Origin of the sequence: Roseburia lenta (assembly GCF_014287435.1) — a bacterium.
Taxonomy (GTDB): domain Bacteria; phylum Bacillota; class Clostridia; order Lachnospirales; family Lachnospiraceae; genus Pararoseburia; species Pararoseburia lenta.
Window position 1 is genome coordinate 328,809 of the sequence record NZ_JACOPG010000002.1, and the last position, 16,487, is coordinate 345,295.

Annotated in this window: 19 protein-coding genes and 1 other annotated feature; of the genes, 2 read left to right on the forward strand and 17 right to left on the reverse strand. The window is 43.1% G+C overall.

Annotated features, from left to right (window positions below):
- Window position 1: 1 nt before the first annotated feature.
- Together H8R94_RS05590 and H8R94_RS05595 are read right to left on the reverse strand one after the other, a co-directional pair.
- Entirely contained in the window at window positions 2-1,690 is a 1,689-nt protein-coding gene (locus H8R94_RS05590) for a carbon starvation CstA family protein (RefSeq protein WP_118280694.1), read from the reverse strand.
- A gap of 85 nt (window positions 1,691-1,775) precedes the next feature.
- Window positions 1,776-2,038 (reverse strand) — a binding site (T-box leader).
- A gap of 135 nt (window positions 2,039-2,173) precedes the next feature.
- Entirely contained in the window at window positions 2,174-2,443 is a 270-nt protein-coding gene (locus tag H8R94_RS05595) for a hypothetical protein (RefSeq protein ID WP_118280341.1), read from the reverse strand.
- A gap of 182 nt (window positions 2,444-2,625) precedes the next feature.
- On the opposite strand from H8R94_RS05595, the gene H8R94_RS05600 reads away from it, so the two are divergent.
- Window positions 2,626-3,285: a TVP38/TMEM64 family protein gene (locus H8R94_RS05600; RefSeq protein ID WP_118280342.1), complete on the forward strand. Its 660-nt coding sequence runs from the start codon at window positions 2,626-2,628 to the stop codon at window positions 3,283-3,285.
- A 72-nt stretch (window positions 3,286-3,357) separates the two neighbouring features.
- Here the strand turns inward: H8R94_RS05600 and H8R94_RS05605 are convergent, their stop codons facing one another.
- The 7 genes from H8R94_RS05605 to H8R94_RS05635 all read right to left on the reverse strand — a co-directional run bounded on the left by H8R94_RS05605 (window position 3,358) and on the right by H8R94_RS05635 (window position 8,909).
- Window positions 3,358-3,930: a cytidylate kinase-like family protein gene (locus tag H8R94_RS05605; RefSeq protein WP_178010986.1), complete on the reverse strand. Its 573-nt coding sequence runs from the start codon at window positions 3,928-3,930 to the stop codon at window positions 3,358-3,360.
- A 12-nt stretch (window positions 3,931-3,942) separates the two neighbouring features.
- Window positions 3,943-4,635: an LrgB family protein gene (locus H8R94_RS05610; protein WP_186854113.1), complete on the reverse strand. Its 693-nt coding sequence runs from the start codon at window positions 4,633-4,635 to the stop codon at window positions 3,943-3,945.
- Window positions 4,628-5,017, reverse strand: coding sequence for a CidA/LrgA family protein (locus H8R94_RS05615; protein ID WP_186854114.1), 390 nt, complete (start codon window positions 5,015-5,017; stop codon window positions 4,628-4,630). The genes H8R94_RS05610 and H8R94_RS05615 overlap by 8 nt, the downstream gene beginning before the upstream one ends.
- A gap of 99 nt (window positions 5,018-5,116) precedes the next feature.
- Window positions 5,117-6,826 carry a methyl-accepting chemotaxis protein gene (locus H8R94_RS05620; RefSeq protein WP_330593004.1) on the reverse strand — a complete coding sequence of 570 codons (1,710 nt, stop codon included), beginning with the start codon at window positions 6,824-6,826 and terminating at the stop codon, window positions 5,117-5,119.
- A gap of 187 nt (window positions 6,827-7,013) precedes the next feature.
- Window positions 7,014-7,796 (reverse strand): ZIP family metal transporter, encoded by a 783-nt coding sequence (locus H8R94_RS05625; RefSeq protein WP_118280347.1) that lies wholly within the window; start codon window positions 7,794-7,796, stop codon window positions 7,014-7,016.
- 170 nt (window positions 7,797-7,966) lie between these two features.
- On the reverse strand, window positions 7,967-8,284 hold the full coding sequence (locus H8R94_RS05630) for a YbjQ family protein (protein WP_186854116.1): 318 nt from the start codon (window positions 8,282-8,284) through the stop codon (window positions 7,967-7,969).
- Window positions 8,265-8,909, reverse strand: a complete 645-nt coding sequence (locus tag H8R94_RS05635; RefSeq protein ID WP_186854117.1) for a MerR family transcriptional regulator — start codon at window positions 8,907-8,909, stop codon at window positions 8,265-8,267. Before H8R94_RS05635 ends, H8R94_RS05630 begins: the two co-directional genes overlap by 20 nt.
- A gap of 670 nt (window positions 8,910-9,579) precedes the next feature.
- Here H8R94_RS05635 and H8R94_RS05640 point away from each other — a divergent pair.
- On the forward strand, window positions 9,580-9,819 hold the full coding sequence (locus tag H8R94_RS05640) for a DUF6061 family protein (RefSeq protein WP_118535128.1): 240 nt from the start codon (window positions 9,580-9,582) through the stop codon (window positions 9,817-9,819).
- A gap of 2 nt (window positions 9,820-9,821) precedes the next feature.
- Here H8R94_RS05640 and H8R94_RS05645 read toward each other — a convergent pair whose 3' ends face one another.
- The 8 genes from H8R94_RS05645 to rpsL form a co-directional block, all read right to left on the reverse strand.
- The gene (locus H8R94_RS05645) at window positions 9,822-9,965 is read right to left on the reverse strand and encodes a hypothetical protein (RefSeq protein ID WP_186854118.1); all 144 of its coding nucleotides are present in this window, start codon (window positions 9,963-9,965) and stop codon (window positions 9,822-9,824) included.
- 235 nt (window positions 9,966-10,200) lie between these two features.
- On the reverse strand, window positions 10,201-10,440 hold the full coding sequence (locus H8R94_RS05650; RefSeq protein ID WP_118535127.1) for a hypothetical protein: 240 nt from the start codon (window positions 10,438-10,440) through the stop codon (window positions 10,201-10,203).
- 208 nt (window positions 10,441-10,648) lie between these two features.
- The gene (locus H8R94_RS05655; protein ID WP_118280352.1) at window positions 10,649-11,017 is read right to left on the reverse strand and encodes a nuclear transport factor 2 family protein; all 369 of its coding nucleotides are present in this window, start codon (window positions 11,015-11,017) and stop codon (window positions 10,649-10,651) included.
- Window positions 11,018-11,153: 136 nt separating this feature from the next.
- Window positions 11,154-11,393 carry a DUF6061 family protein gene (locus H8R94_RS05660; RefSeq protein WP_118280353.1) on the reverse strand — a complete coding sequence of 80 codons (240 nt, stop codon included), beginning with the start codon at window positions 11,391-11,393 and terminating at the stop codon, window positions 11,154-11,156.
- A gap of 481 nt (window positions 11,394-11,874) precedes the next feature.
- Entirely contained in the window at window positions 11,875-13,062 is a 1,188-nt protein-coding gene (tuf, locus tag H8R94_RS05665) for an elongation factor Tu (RefSeq protein WP_186854119.1), read from the reverse strand.
- Window positions 13,063-13,173: 111 nt separating this feature from the next.
- Window positions 13,174-15,291, reverse strand: a complete 2,118-nt coding sequence (fusA, locus tag H8R94_RS05670; RefSeq protein ID WP_186854120.1) for an elongation factor G — start codon at window positions 15,289-15,291, stop codon at window positions 13,174-13,176.
- 45 nt (window positions 15,292-15,336) lie between these two features.
- On the reverse strand, window positions 15,337-15,807 hold the full coding sequence (gene rpsG, locus H8R94_RS05675) for a 30S ribosomal protein S7 (protein WP_207662838.1): 471 nt from the start codon (window positions 15,805-15,807) through the stop codon (window positions 15,337-15,339).
- Window positions 15,808-15,955: 148 nt separating this feature from the next.
- Complete coding sequence (gene rpsL / locus H8R94_RS05680; RefSeq protein WP_118280357.1) at window positions 15,956-16,375, reverse strand: 30S ribosomal protein S12; 420 nt, start codon at window positions 16,373-16,375, stop codon at window positions 15,956-15,958.
- Between the last annotated feature and the right edge of the window lie 112 nt (window positions 16,376-16,487).

Below are 16,487 nucleotides of genomic sequence, written 5' to 3' on the forward strand. Positions count from 1 at the left end.
ATTATGCCTGCGCTTCTTCCTTTGCGCCAAATAATTTTTTCAAACAAGAAAATGCAACACAGACACCTAAGACCATCAAAAGGAGGGCAACGATAAATTGCAGACCATCTACTAAGAAGGTTGCCTGACCACTTGCGATATTGCGAACCAGAGCAATGGTCTTCTGGATCAGTGCTGTAAATGTAACTGCTAACATAATAAACATTGGTGCGTATAATGTCCAGCCTGTTCTTCCTGTTGTCTTTAAGAATACAGAAAGCGCGATCAAAACCAAGGCTGCTAACAACTGGTTGGCAGAACCAAAGAGTGGCCATACATTGTTGTATCCGCCCAGTGTCAAAAGATAACCAAAGAATAAGGTGATGACGGTTGCAAAATATTTATTGGTGAGCACTTTCTGCCATCCCGGCATCTTAGACGTATCTGTGGTATCTCCAAGGAAAAGTTCCTGGAAGGACATACGACCGATTCTTGCGACTGAATCCAGAGATGTCAAAGCCAGTGCAGATACGCACATGGTCATAAATACGGTTGCCACCTGTACCGGCAATCCCAATTTTTCCAAGAAACCTGCAACGCCGGTAGAAAAGATGGAAAATGGTGTTCCCTCCGGCTTTGTACCATTGACGGCAACGGCACCTACAACAACCAGCGCAACAATACCAAGCAGTGACTCTACGACCATGGCGCCATAGCCAACCATCGGCATATCTTTTTCATTGCTGATCGTCTTAGAAGATGTACCGGAAGATACCAGGCTGTGGAATCCGGAAACAGCACCACAGGCGATCGTTACAAACAAGGTCGGGAAGAGATAACTTCCGTCTACATTAAAGCCATTAAAAGCATTGAGCTGCATAGTCGGATGTGCGACGAGGACACCAACAACCGCACCGATGATCATGCCCAATAGCATAAAGGTTGTCATATAATCTCTCGGCTGCATCAAAAGCCACATTGGCATAACCGATGCTAAAAAGAGGTAAGCCATGATGATGTAGATCCATGCTGTCTTGGTTGCATAGATCGGGAAATGCATACCCAGTGCAAACATGCCGACCAAAAGTGCGATAGCAAGAACGGCTCTGACCCACTCTTTCATCTGTCCGACGCATTTTTGAATAACGCCAAAAATGATGGCAACTACGATAAACAACATAGAAATAGAAGCGGCAGCAGAATCTGCATATGCTGTCGTTTCGCTCATGTCAGCCACACCCTTGCCTACAAAGGTACCGGCAACCATATCGGTAAAGGCTGCGATAACGAGGAGGGTAAAGAGCCAGCAGAAAAGCATAAACAACTTTCTTCCTGTCTTGCCGATATACTTTTCAATGATCATTCCCATGGACTTTCCTTCATTTTTAACAGAGGCATATAAGGCTCCAAAGTCCTGTACTGCTCCGAAAAAGAGTCCTCCGATAATCAACCAAAGGAGTACCGGCACCCAGCCGAATACAGATGCTAAGATCGGTCCGGTGACAGGACCTGCACCTGCAATGGATGAAAATTGATGGGAAAATACCGTAAACTTAGATGACGGTACATAGTCCTCTCCATCCTCATGTGTGTACGCCGGGGTCTTTGCCTTTGGATCGATCCCCCATTTGTTTGCCAGCCATCTTCCATAAAACAGATAGCCGGCGCCAAGTGCTACAATTCCGATTAAAACAATAACTAATCCATTCATGTCTTTTTCCGCGCTCACGCGGCTCCCTTCTAAAAATTTCTAGCAAAGAGTCTATGTACTAAAAAAGCCTCCGTCTTTAGCACTCACTAAAGACGAAGGCTCTATGCTTCCGCGTTACCACTTTAATTGCCACAAAATGTGACCTCTCAACCTCATCACCGCAATCTATCTTGCAGAAATAAGTCTCCATATAACGGTGGAAACCGGTGGCACCTACTGACCAGGAAGGTATTCAGCGCACTGCTCGCAGAGGATAATCAAAAGAACCATACCTTGTCTCGCACCAACCGACAAGTCTCTGCACTGTATGAGATGTCCTCATGATCTTGTTCTGTTCCTTGCATTTACTCTTTGTTTGTTCTTAAATTACCACCGGTTTTTTTCAATGTCAACAAATTTTCTTATAATTATTCCACGATATCTGCAATTTTGTGAATAATTTAAAGTTTTTCCGGGTTTTCCCCTGCATTTTTATGAACTATTTTACTGCTTTTGTATGGTTACCTCCAGATATTCATTCTCGAAATCGCTTCCGCTATCTTCTGCTGTCTGCGTATTCAACGCGATTCTTACAGAAGGTGATACACTCATGGATGCGCTGGAGCCATCCGTGTATTCTACGCTGCAATCGATCACAACCTGACTCAGGATCTCCTCCAAAGCCTGTCTTTGGCTTGCTGTCAAGATCCGGCAGAAGCGGAGGATATCTTTTCCCTCTGCCTCGACAAACTGCTCAAATTCTGCTTGCTTCATATTGATTATCCTTTTTGTCTATTTCTCACATCGATGTAAGATTCCCTTACACCTTTATATTGTCATCAATTGCCTTTGGGTTTTGTGTTTCTAAAATCTTTATTAAGAATTTCATTTCGCCATACACTTCCCATAATCTGTGCTAAAATATACCATAATAAGACGTTTATATGGGAGGCATCATGAAAAAACACGTACAAAGATTTTTTTCCATACTGGCTATTATATTATTCTTCGTTATCACATACTACATGGGACGACCGCTGGTTGCCTTTGTATCCGAGCCGGGAGCCTTTCAGGCATGGGTAGATGCACAGGGTTTTGTCGGCGTTCTCCTCTTTCTTGGTATGCTGGTCTTGCAGGTCTTTGCCGCCATCATTCCGGGTGGTCCTTTTGAGATCGCAGCAGGCTATGCTTTCGGCATTGTAAAAGGAAGTCTGATCTGCGCCATCGGTACCACCCTTGGCAGTATGGTTGTCTTTTTCCTCGTCCGCCGTTTCGGACACAAATTCCTGCATCTGTTCGTTGAAGATACAGAATTGGAAAAATTGACTTTCTTAAAAGATCACAAAAAAATGGAGAGCATCCTCTTTCTCTTGTTCCTCATTCCAGGAACGCCCAAAGATCTGCTCTCCTACTTTGTAGGGCTTACGGATATCTCCGTTTCCCACTGGCTCTTTATTTGTTTTGTCGGCAGACTGCCCGCCATTATCCTGTCCGTCCTCAGCGGACATGCTCTGAGCAATGCCCAGTACCATATCGCGGTTATTAGTTTTGCCATCATTGTGATCGCCGCAGGGCTTGGCGCCTACTTTGTCAGCAAGCACAAAAATAAAGAATGACCCCAGACACATGCTTATGTCAGATGCGATCGTTTGTGACAGACTTCATAATCGCACAAGTGCGCCTCTATCCTAATGATCTGTGATCGTCCTAACTGCCGTCTGGATGGCTTCCATTACCCCCTGGGTGCCAAGGCGACTAACATTTAAGCACAGGTCGTAGTTACCGGCGTATCCCCAATCTTGTCCGGTATAGCGCAAATGATATGCACGTCTTCTCTCATCCGTTTCTTTGACCGTTTCTTTTGCCTTGCGCACAGAAACACCGTGTTTTTTTGCAATGGTTTCTACACGTTGCTCGACTTGCCCCATCAGAAAAATGCGAAGCGCATCCTCTCTATCACAATAGGCATAGTTGCCACATCTCCCCAACAAAATAAAGTCGTCCTCAGGCATAATCTCACCCAGCGCCTGCTTTGGTCGTTTGTAAAGTGCCTGATCATCCTCAGCCAACAAAATACTATACGACAAGGTATCCACCGGATTTTCACCATAGAAATCCGGGAAACGATCAAGTGTACCCTTGCTACGGATCAAATCGCTCACTTTTTTCCGATCGTAAAACGGGAGTTGATACATTTTTGCAAGTTCCAGTCCGATCAAATCTCCCTGACAGCCGCACTCGCGCGCTAATGTTATAATCATACGTTTTCCCTCCTATAATAATCCGGCAAATACCGATGAAAATACCACGGTAAGCAGACCTGTGACTGCAATGGCAAGACTGCTCATGGCGCCTTCGACCTCTCCGAGTTCCATTGCCTTGGCTGTACCAATGGCATGCGAAGATGCTCCAAAGGCCAATCCCTTTGCGATAGGATCTGTAATGCGAAAGATCTTGCAAATGGCTTCGCCCATGATATTTCCCAGGACTCCGGTCACCACGATAACAGCAACCGTGATCGTCACATAGCCGCCTAATTCCTCCGATAGCCCCATACCGATCGCTGTCGTGATCGACTTTGGCAAGAGTGTAACATATTCCTGGTGGGACAATCCCAGCAAAAGAGACAGGACAAACACGGTTCCCATGCTGGTAAAAACACCTGCCAGGATACCCAGAAGTACTGCCCGCCAATGCCTTTTTAAAAGCTGCCACTGCTCATATAAAGGAATAGCAAGACAGACTGTTGCCGGGGTCAAAAACCAACTCAGATATTTGGCACCTGCATCATAAGTGTCATAGTCTACATCCGCGACCACCAAGACCAAGATCGTGATCACAATGGAGATCAAGAGTGGATTTAGAATGCCGAGTTTAAACTTTTTCTTTAAAAAGGATCCTGCCAGATAAGCAAGCAGGCTGATAGTCACGCCCGCAAATAAAGATTCCTGAAAAAAACTATTCATCTGCCTGCTCCTTTCCTTCTGCTTTTTCGGTCTTTTTCTGCTCTTTTCGGATCACAGTTTGTGATACCAATCCTGTCGCCGCAGCAGCAGTGATCAGACTGACGACTGTGATCAGGCTGACCGGGAGCAACATAGGCTTGAGCACACCCCAGGACACCATCAATCCGACCCCCGCCGGGATAAACATGACCGGCATGATCTCGATCAAAAACTTGCCCGCGTCACGCACCGATTCCAATTTGACGATCCCAGTCATCAATGCCAGAAACAGGAGAACCATGCCATAGATACTTGCCGGGATTGGCAGGGGCAAGAGATACTTGAGACCTTCCCCCATAAAAGTGATCACCAAGATGATCAAAAATTGTTTTAAAAACTTCATTTCTTCTTCCTTATACTTCATAGATATAGTATGTGCAGTTTTGCGCACAAAAAAATAACTGCTGGCGCTTGTACACCAACAGTTATTATAGTAACTCTTTTATTCTTCTGTCAAACTAAATCTTGCAACAATCTCATCCATGCTGGTTGCCTGTGCTGACAACTCCTCACTGGTTGCAGAAGTCTCTTCTGCGGTTGCTGAGTTGGACTGGATAATATCTGCAATACGTGTAACACCTGCATCTGCCTGTCCCATTGACTCAGCCTGCTGTACGGATGTCTCACTGATGCCCTTAGAGTTATCTGCCAATTGATGAATAGCCTCTACTACTTCAACCAAGACTTTTTCTGTTCTCTCTGCTGCCTTGTTACCAACTTCGATCTCACGGATAGATTCCTCGATCAGTTCTCTGGTATTGACAGCGGACTTAGCACTCTGCTCAGCCAAGGTACGGATCTGATCTGCAACGACTGCAAATCCTTTACCTGCTTCACCTGCTCTTGCAGCCTCAATAGAAGCATTCAAAGACAGAAGGTTTGTCTGGCTTGCTATATCTTCGATTTCTGTAATGACAGAACCGATCTTCTCAGATGTCTCACTGATGCGGTTCATAGCCTCTACCATGACGCTCATTTCGTTGCGGCTGCTCTCTGCCTCACCGGCAACACGCTCTGCTTCTGCATATGCGTCATTGGTCTGATCTACTGTATTGTTCAATCCATTGGTAATCTCATCAATGGTAGCCTGCATCTGCTGTGCAGAAGCAGCCTGATCTGTAGCACCTTCAGCCAAAGCCTGTGATGCCTCTGCCAGGTTCAATGCTCCGGCAGATACCATTTCAGAAGCCTCACGGACTTCCTTCAAAGTTCCATCGATCTGGATCTTCATCTCACGGATAGAATCCAGAAGTGGACGGAAGTCTCCGGTATATTCTTCTTCGCAGGAAGTTTGGATATTGAAGTTACCATTGCTCATTTGTCCCAGCAAGTTCTCCATATCTGCGAAGATAACAGACAACTTAGTCGTTGTATCTGTAACAGACTGTACCATTTCGCCCAGTTCATCATCGTTGTGATACTCTGGGAATGGGGATGTTAGATCACCCTGTGCGAATGTCTCTAATCTCCTTGCCAGATCATCCATCGGCTGTGCGATATCCTTGGCAATCTTGCCGCCGATCTTGGTTGCAAGGATACATGCTGCAACAATGATCACAATGATCAGCAACAACATGATAAGTTCCATCTTTTGCAAAGATGAATGTGTCTTATCACCTAAACTGATGTTATCATCCATCAAACCCTGAAATGCCTCTGAGGCTGTTGCATATGCAGGTGCCAGTTCATCAAAAGCAGCATCCTGGGCCTTCTTTGACTGTTCTGCGTCAGTTGTTGCACCCATTTTCAGAATCTTGGCATCCACTTCTAAGTAATTATCCAATGTTGCGACAATATTATTGTAATCTTTCTCGCCAGCCTTGGCAACAATTGATTTCTTGATTTCCGGCAATGCGGCCTGTAAGTCCTCCACTGCCTGATCATGAATCTCTACCATCTGATCAATCTGACTCTGGTCGCTGTAACCGATCGCGCCTCGTGTTGCACTTCGAACATCTGCCAGATCTGCCATCGCCTGTCCGATATCTCCCTGGGGGAATGCATAATTCGTCAATACTTTATTGTACTGCGATGCAACCACAAATAAAAGAATTGCTGCGATGATCGCTGCCACACTGGCAATCAAAACAGTGATCAGCGAACTCACTGTCAACCTTCTTTGAATCCTCATTTTCTCTAGTTTCTCTAACATACTTTTCCCCTTGTCGTGAATGAAATATTATATATGACTGCACAAATAATCATACTAGATCTTGTATATAATGATACGCTCAAATACACTTTATGTCAACGAAAAAAGGGGCAAATTCCTTGCCCTGTACTTCATCTTTTATGGTTCTTTTCTCACTTCATATTTGTTGCACTCATCAACGATTTTTCTACCCCAGCGCAACGTCAAGCATCATCATCACCGTAAAACCGACCGCAAACATAATCGTTCCTATGTTGGAATGTTCGCCAGCAGACATTTCCGGAATCAGTTCTTCCACGACAACATATATCATGGCTCCTGCCGCGAAACTCAATAAATATGGTAGTACCGGTATAATAACACCTGCGGCTAAAATCGTTATGATCGCGCCGATCGGTTCCACAAGGCCAGACAAAACACCGTAGATAAAAGCTTTTCTTTTACTCATTCCCTCTGCATGAAGGGGCATGGAAATGATTGCTCCTTCCGGTAAATTTTGTATCGCAATGCCGATAGACAATGCCAGTGCGCCAGTCAATGTGATGCCGCTGTTTCCTGCATTCCAACCGGCATAAACGACGCCTACTGCCATGCCTTCCGGAATGTTATGTAATACGACTGCCAGAACCATCATGGCACTTTTCCCAAGGTTTGTTTGTGGACCTTCTGCACTTGTGCTATTCATGTGCAGATGTGGGATGATGTGATCTAAAAGCAATAGAAACAGAATACCGATCCAGAAACCGACTACCGCCGGAAAAAAGGACAATTTTCCCATGCTTTCTGATTGCTCGATTGCTGGAAGCAGCAGACTCCAGATTGAGGCTGCAACCATGACACCTGCGGCAAATCCCGTCAACACACGCTGAATTCGTTCATTCAGACCTTTTTTCATGAACAGAACACATGCTGCACCAAGCGATGTGCCTGCAAATGGTATTAGTATACCTGTGATAAGATTTGTGTTCATATGTTTGCGCTTTCTATATGTAGGCTGATACTTAGTGTTTTGTAAAACTTGTAAATTACATTTTCTCGCGTGGTTAGTTGTTACTAACTATATACATATAGTTTAATATGGAGATAAAAGTTTGTCAATAGCAGGACATTTACACATAATTACTCCCCATATTTCCCGCATCATTTTTCAATGATTTTTACTGCAGTGCCATAGGCGATCACCTCGGCTGCTCCCTGCATAACCTGAGACGAACCATATTTTACATCGATCACTGCATCGGCGCCCAGTCCCTTAGCTTCATCCACCATGCGCTTAACTGCGATCTGTCTTGCTTCATTTAACATTTCCGTATAGCCGACAATCTCACCACCCACAAGAGTTTTCATGCCTGCCATAAAATCACGTCCAATATTCTTCGTTTGTACAATCGTTCCTTTTACCATCCCCAAGGCTTCTATTTCACAGCCAGGAATATAGTTAATACTTAGCAGCTTCATCTTCTTCTCCTTTGTCAATTTCTTTTATTCTGCTTACCATCGCGACAATCGTTCCTACTATGACGGCCACGATCGGCACTATGACGAGTGTCAATGCCCATAATGGCATATCAGCATCTACCACATATCCATAAATCAACACCCCAATCACAAGTAACATAAGGACGAGCATAATGCCTGCGCCACCAAATACACCCAGTTTCTTCTTCATATGAATATCGACTTTGCTTACATTCACAAAATCTATTCCCTCCTTCTCCATTTTTTCTACTTCGTCCAGCCAGTAATCAGAATCAAGTTTTTCAATGGAAAGAGATCCGGCAAGCATGGCCTGCGACAGCGTACACATCTTTTCGATGTTGTCCTGCTCTTTTTGCAATACTGCTTTCTGATTTTCAAGGCATTCGTCCACCGAGATCTGTCCCTGAAAGAGTCTATGAATTTGTTCCACCGGAACGCCCAGTTTGCGGAACAATTTTATCTTTTTCAACAGTTCCACATCCTCTGTTCGGTAATCGCGATATCCATTTTCTGTTCTTCTCGGTTGCAACAAGCCCTGTTCCTCATAAAACCGGATATTTTTGCTGGTAATTCCAACCAACTCTTCCACTTGTTTAATCTTCATGTTTCCGCCCTTCCTGTCTGGTGACCTCTTTATACAACTTCCACCTGGTGGAAGGTCAAGTCTTTTTCTATATTTTTTTCATTTTTACGGCATATCTACTGTTTTTTCATATAAAACAGTTTTTCTATATGGTACTAGAATAGAACTGTCTCTGCAATAAGGGAAATATATAGAATTTTTCATTCGCCCAGATCAATGTCACAATGGTCTCTCATATATTATTGACCTTTAAAACGATCGGGTGGATTCATTTCTTCCGAGCATCAATATTCCCGCCATGACATAAAAATGTGTATTGGGAGGGCTTTTATGAAATGTCGAATACATCGCTTTATTCTGGTAGAAAAATAATTCCTATTTTAAGGGCATATTAATGGCATTAGATTTTTGTTCGATATTCTTTCTATTCACGCATGCAAAAAGGCTCCCGAGAAAAAATCTCGAGAGCCTTGATTTTATTGCATTTTTAAATAATCAGTTATGATTACTCGATGATTGTAGCAACACGACTGTTAATATCACAACTTGTATTGTTCTAAATATTTTTAATGATATTTTGTTTTATATAATGGTACATTTTGTGATTATTATATCTATTTCGAAAGTTTTTCAAGTCCCAAATAAGCCCATGGGCTTTTTACCTCCAATTCAAATGAAAGGACTGATAACAATGAAATTGATACACGCGGAATATAACCCGATGCACAACAGTATCGCCATTAACCACTATGACGGCTACATCCTCCGGATTGACTGCAACCTGGCAGAATCCGGGATACGGACCACTCCTAATTCACAGCGGTGCCTGAATGCTCTTGCGATTGACAATCCACTGGCATATGCCCGGCTTACACTGGATGGAGAGATGCAGGCATGGGTGGATGCGGCGGATAGTTTGGAACCTTTCTAAATTCAGTACTCCATATAGTTGTAAGCGGATGGCTTATTCTCGTATCCGTTTGGCTTGTAATACACCTCTGAGCATGCATCATGCAGCTTTTTGAGGTAACTCGGGTCAATGTTGATAAATGTCAACTTTCCCTCTAGTGTAAACATAATACTAATCCTTTGTATTTTGAGTTAAAAAATGTGGGAAGACTAAACTTCCCACTCGTTAATGTTCATCTCTTTACGGATTGATTACCGAAGGTTAATGGAGACCTTCTTTAATGTTCATCTCTTCTATGGTTCAAGACCATAAGGTTAATGGAGACCTCTCTATCATCATAATATGACAATTAACTGGCTGTGTCAACTGCATACTATAAATTTTATCATAACCCAAACAATCTCAACTTTGCAATTTGCTCATTCTTCGCATCATTTGAATGAAAATATACAGTAGTAATGCATTTTTAATCTGTTCGTAACGTAACAGCAACTCTTTTGACTTATGGTGTATTTGGTGTATCCTATCTTTTGCTTCCCCTTTGTAATAGTCTATTAAAACACACTCAGCAGCTTCTGCTCCCTCTGTCTCATAAACCTGATTAGTTTTTTCAATCAGAGGCATACTCATACTATCATACATACACCATCCCAATGGCGAAAATCTTTCAGAAAACAACTTCATTTGGTTAAGCAAACTGTTCAATTGCTCTTCAATATCTTTTGTTTTCGCTGCTCTTTGCTTAAAAACATGCTAAAAAACTTAGATGCATTAATCTGTTGCTGTAATTCCTTAATACTAACTAAATTCTCAAATTCTTTCACATTCTCGCTCCCTTTTACATAGGAATTTACTCATTCTCATACGGATAATAATGCTCTGTCTTCGACTGAAACTCCTTCAAATCACAAATCTTCATATCCGCATCAAACTCAGCAACGGTCACTCCATCAAAGCCATCCACATTGCCCTCGTAGTCACACTGGAAAAACCATTCCACAACAGCCGTATTCCCAGAAACAACCACACGTTTTATATCCCACTGCAAAACAGTACCTTTCCGGTTCCAATCCTCAAACCATCTGATTATCTGTCCAATTCCTTTATACACCGGACCATAACACTCGCTGTAAATAATATCGTCGCTAAAAATCCCCTTTACAGCATCAATATCTTTATCCAGCCAGCACTGAAAATATTTTCTAATAACCTCTTCCATTCTGTACTTACTCCTTCATCCGTTCAATCGTTTTCTCCACAGAAATACACTCCACATGGTCTTTTGAACAAGGCTACCATATGCGTTATTCTACCACATATTCATTCTTAATTCATCTGAAATTTTCACTGTTAATTTACCACACATCTAAACAATCCTCAGCATCCACCCATGCCTGCAACTCACCCGCTAAAGCCAATCGAGCATATTCCACAGGATTGTCAATAGCAAGTGCATTCAATGCACATTGTGAATTTGGTGTGGTCTTTAAACCATCCTCTGCCTTATTACAGTCAATGCGTAAAATCATATTATCAAAGGTGGTTATATCAATACTATTGCAGTATTGATTATATGTAGCATATATAAGTTTCATAGCATTTTTGTCCTTTCATCGTTTTTACAGATAAGCCGGTTGTATTGATAAACTGTTGTGTGTTCTAGAAGTATCCTTTAGAACGTGAAACTCACGCCAACTATCTTATCAACTTGGGATGCGCACCACTGCTCATATCGGAACGGTTAGGACACGAAAAGGTACAAACTACTTTAAGCACCTACTCCCACCTGTATCCAAACAAGCATCAGGAAGTGGTGGATATGATGCAGAGCCAGCACAAGTTGGAAACAGTAACTGCCGGTGCATCTGAAACCTCAGATAAGCCAGAAAAGGACCCACAACCACAGAACACAAGGTTCAAAGTCGTAAGTCCAAAGGATAAAATAAGCCCACAGCAAGTCCACAAGAATGACTTAAGCCCATGCGTCGGCTTCGCCGAACGCACATAAAAAGGCTCAACCCCTTGTCAACAAAGGGTTGAGCCAATCAAGTCAATTGATACTCTTAAAGTATTTGATTACTCGATGATTGTAGCAACACGTCCTGATCCAACAGTACGTCCACCTTCACGGATAGCGAATGTAAGACCCTGCTCCATAGCGATTGGATGAATCAATTCGATTGTCATCTCTACGTTATCTCCAGGCATACACATTTCTGTTCCTTCTGGAAGGTTACATACACCAGTTACGTCAGTTGTTCTGAAGTAGAACTGTGGGCGATAGTTGTTGAAGAAAGGTGTATGACGACCACCTTCATCCTTTGTCAAAACGTAAACCTGTGCTGTGAACTTTGTATGGCAAGTTACAGAACCTGGCTTAGCAAGAACCTGTCCTCTCTGGATCTGGTCACGGTTAATACCACGAAGGAGGGCACCGATGTTATCACCAGCCTGAGCCTCATCAAGAAGCTTACGGAACATTTCGATACCAGTAATAACAGTCTTCTGAACGTCTTCCTTGATACCGATGATTTCAACTTCGTCGTTAAGATGAAGTGTACCACGCTCTACTCTACCAGTTGCAACAGTACCACGACCTGTGATTGTGAATACGTCCTCTACTGGCATAAGGAATGGCTTGTCTGTATCACGCTGTGGATCTGGGATATAAGAATCAACAGTATCCATAAGTTCCATGATCTTGTCGCCCCAAGGTCCCATTGGATCTTCAAGAGCCTTAAGAGCAGAACCCTTAACGATTGGGCAGTCTGTGAAGTCATATTCCTCTAACTGCTCTGTGATTTCCATCTCAACTAACTCTAATAATTCTTCATCGTCTACCATATCGCACTTGTTCATGAATACTACGATGTAAGGTACACCTACCTGACGAGAAAGAAGGATATGCTCCTTTGTCTGAGCCATAACACCATCAGTAGCAGCTACTACAAGGATAGCGCCGTCCATCTGAGCAGCACCAGTGATCATGTTCTTAACGTAGTCAGCATGTCCTGGGCAGTCAACGTGTGCATAATGTCTCTTCTCTGTCTGATACTCAACGTGAGCAGTAGAGATAGTGATACCTCTTTCTCTCTCTTCTGGAGCCTTATCGATGTTCTCGAAGTCAACCTTTGCGTTTCCTTCTACTCTTTCAGAAAGAACCTTTGTGATTGCTGCTGTAAGAGTTGTTTTACCGTGGTCAACGTGACCGATTGTACCGATGTTACAATGTGGTTTGGTTCTGTCAAATTTAGCCTTTGCCATTTTAATTTCCTCCTTAAATTTACATCCCAAGCGGATGTCATTTCTTAATTCAACTATTTCCAATTATATATGGAAATGTTCGTTTTTTCAACCATTTCCGAAGAAATAATATTAGTTTGCGTGCTCGCTCATTACCTTGTCCATAACGCTCTTTGGAGCCGGCTCATATCTATCAAAGAACATAGAGTAATTTCCACGTCCCTGAGTAGAAGAACGAAGTTCTGTAGAGTAACCGAACATCTCTGAAAGCGGAACAAATGCACGTACGATCTTACCGCCGCCGAGGTCATCCATACCTTCGATCTGACCACGCTTAGCGTTCAGACTTCCGATAACATCACCCATGTATTCTTCCGGCATAGTAACTTCAACCTTCATAATCGGCTCAAGAAGAACTGCGCCGCCCTGCTTCATAGCATCCTTGAATGCCATAGAACCAGCGATGTGGAATGCCATTTCGGAAGAATCGACTTCATGGTAAGAACCATCGTATACGTTAGCAGAAATACCGATTACAGGGAATCCTGCTAAGATACCAGCCTGTGCTGCTTCTTCAATACCTTCTCCAACTGCCGGGATGTATTCCTTAGGAATAGCACCACCAACAACGGTAGATTCGAACTTGAATGTCTCTTCTCCGTTTGGATCCATTGGCTCGAACTTAACCTTACAGTGACCATACTGTCCACGACCACCGGACTGCTTAGCGTACTTGCTGTCGATATCAACAGGCTTGGTGATTGTTTCCTTGTATGCTACCTGAGGTGCACCAACATTTGCTTCTACCTTGAATTCACGAAGCAGACGATCTACGATAACTTCCAAGTGAAGTTCGCCCATTCCGGCGATGATTGTCTGTCCTGTTTCCTGGTTTGTATGAGCACGGAAAGTAGGATCTTCTTCTGCAAGTTTTGCAAGAGCTTCGCCCATCTTACCCTGATCATTCTTTGTCTTAGGCTCAATAGCCAACTCAATAACAGGTTCTGGGAATTCCATGGACTCCAGAATAACCGGATGCTGTTCATCACAGATTGTATCACCTGTTGTTGTGATCTTAAGACCAACAGCTGCTGCGATATCTCCGGAGTAAACCTTGTCAATCTCAGTTCTGCTGTTAGCGTGCATCTGAAGGATACGTCCAACACGTTCCTTCTTATCCTTTGTTGCATTCAGGATATAAGAACCTGAGTTCAATGTTCCTGAGTAAACACGGAAGAATGCAAGTTTTCCTACGAATGGGTCTGTCATGATCTTGAATGCAAGAGCAGCAAATGGCTCATCATCAGATGATGGCTTTGTGATCTCGTTGCCTTCTAAGTCAGTACCCTTGATGTCAGGAATGTCTGTTGGAGCCGGCATGTACTCAATAACGCCGTCCAATAACTTCTGAACACCCTTGTTCTTGTATGCTGATCCACAGTAAACAGGTACTGCTTCACATGCGATCGTAGCCTTACGAAGTGCCTTCTTCATATCTTCTACAGATGGTTCTTCACCCTCTAAGTAGATCATCATCAGATCATCATCAAGGTCACAGATCTTTTCAACAAGGTTGGTGTGCCATTCATCAGCAAGATCCTTCAAATCATCCGGGATCTCTTTGATTTCAATGTCTTCACCCTTGTCGTCATTGTAATAGTAAGCATCCATCTCGAACAGATCGATCAGACCCTTGAAGTCATCCTCTGCTCCGATTGGAATCTGTACCGGGATCGCATTCTTGCCAAGACGATCAATGATAGTCTGTACTGACATGAAGAAGTCTGCACCCATCTTATCCATCTTGTTGATAAATGCCATACGAGGTACGTTGTAAGTGTCAGCCTGACGCCATACGTTTTCTGACTGTGGCTCAACACCGGCCTTAGCATCAAATACACCTACGGCACCGTCCAGTACACGAAGTGAACGCTCTACTTCTACAGTAAAGTCAACGTGTCCCGGGGTATCGATGATATTGATACGATGCTCCAATGCACCAGCCTTTGGCTTATGATGATCCTCAAGTGTCCAGTGACATGTGGTTGCAGCAGATGTGATTGTGATACCACGCTCTTTTTCCTGCTCCATCCAGTCCATCGTAGATGCACCGTCATGAGTCTCACCAATCTTGTAGTTTACACCAGTATAATAAAGGATACGCTCTGTCAATGTGGTCTTACCAGCATCGATATGAGCCATGATACCAATATTTCTGGTTCTATCCAGTGGATATTGTCTTCCAGCCAAGATTTTTTCCTCCTAATATTATTGTACACAAGTAATAAGTAACTACTAGAATCTGTAGTGTGCGAAAGCCTTGTTTGCTTCTGCCATCTTGTGCATATCTTCTTTTCTCTTAACAGATGCACCAGTATTGTTTGCTGCATCTAAGATCTCGTTTGCGAGTCTTTCTTCCATAGTCTTCTCGCTTCTCTTACGAGAGAACATAGTCAACCAACGAAGTCCGAGCGCCTGACGACGGTCTGGTCTTACTTCGATCGGTACCTGGTATGTTGCACCACCAATACGTCTAGCCTTTACCTCAAGTACAGGCATAACGTTATTCATGGCTTCTTCGAATACCTCAAGAGCAGGCTTTCCTGCTTTTTCTTCTACTCTGGCAAATGCGCCGTATACAATCTTCTGGGCAACACCTTTCTTACCATCTAACATGACGTTATTGACAAGCTTGGTTACTACCTTGCTATTGTAAATTGGATCCGCCAAAACGTCTCTTTTTTGAGTATGTCCTTTACGTGGCACGTTACTTCCCTCCTTAATCATATTATTTTTTCGATTAATTCAACGGTACTCACATGTTATGTGTTCGTGCTAAATTTATTCTGACAAATGAAAATAAATTTCAACACTAACCATATTTCTTTGTGAAAATACAATTGTCTGCTAGGTCTTATTTAGCGTCCTTTGGTCTCTTAGCACCATACTTAGAACGACCCTGCTTTCTGTTAGCTACACCTGCTGTATCAAGTGTACCTCTGATTACGTGATAACGAGTACCAGGTAAATCCTTTACTCTACCACCACGAATCAATACAACGCTATGCTCCTGCAAGTTGTGACCTTCACCCGGAATGTAAGATGTTACTTCGATTCCGTTTGAAAGACGAACTCTGGCGATCTTTCTCAGCGCTGAGTTAGGCTTCTTAGGGGTAGCTGTCTTAACAGCTGTACATACACCACGCTTCTGTGGAGAAGATGTCTCAGTAGGCTTCTTCTTAAGAGAATTGTAACCTCTCTGAAGAGCTGGTGCTGTAGACTTCTTTACAGATGTCTGACGTCCCTTTCTTACTAACTGGTTAAATGTTGGCATTATTTTCACCTCCTGTAGTATAGTTTATAAGTGTGCACAGTTTTATGCACGCTAAAATATTATATAAACATTCTCGTCATCTGTCAAGAGATTTTTCAAGCAAAAAGCACCA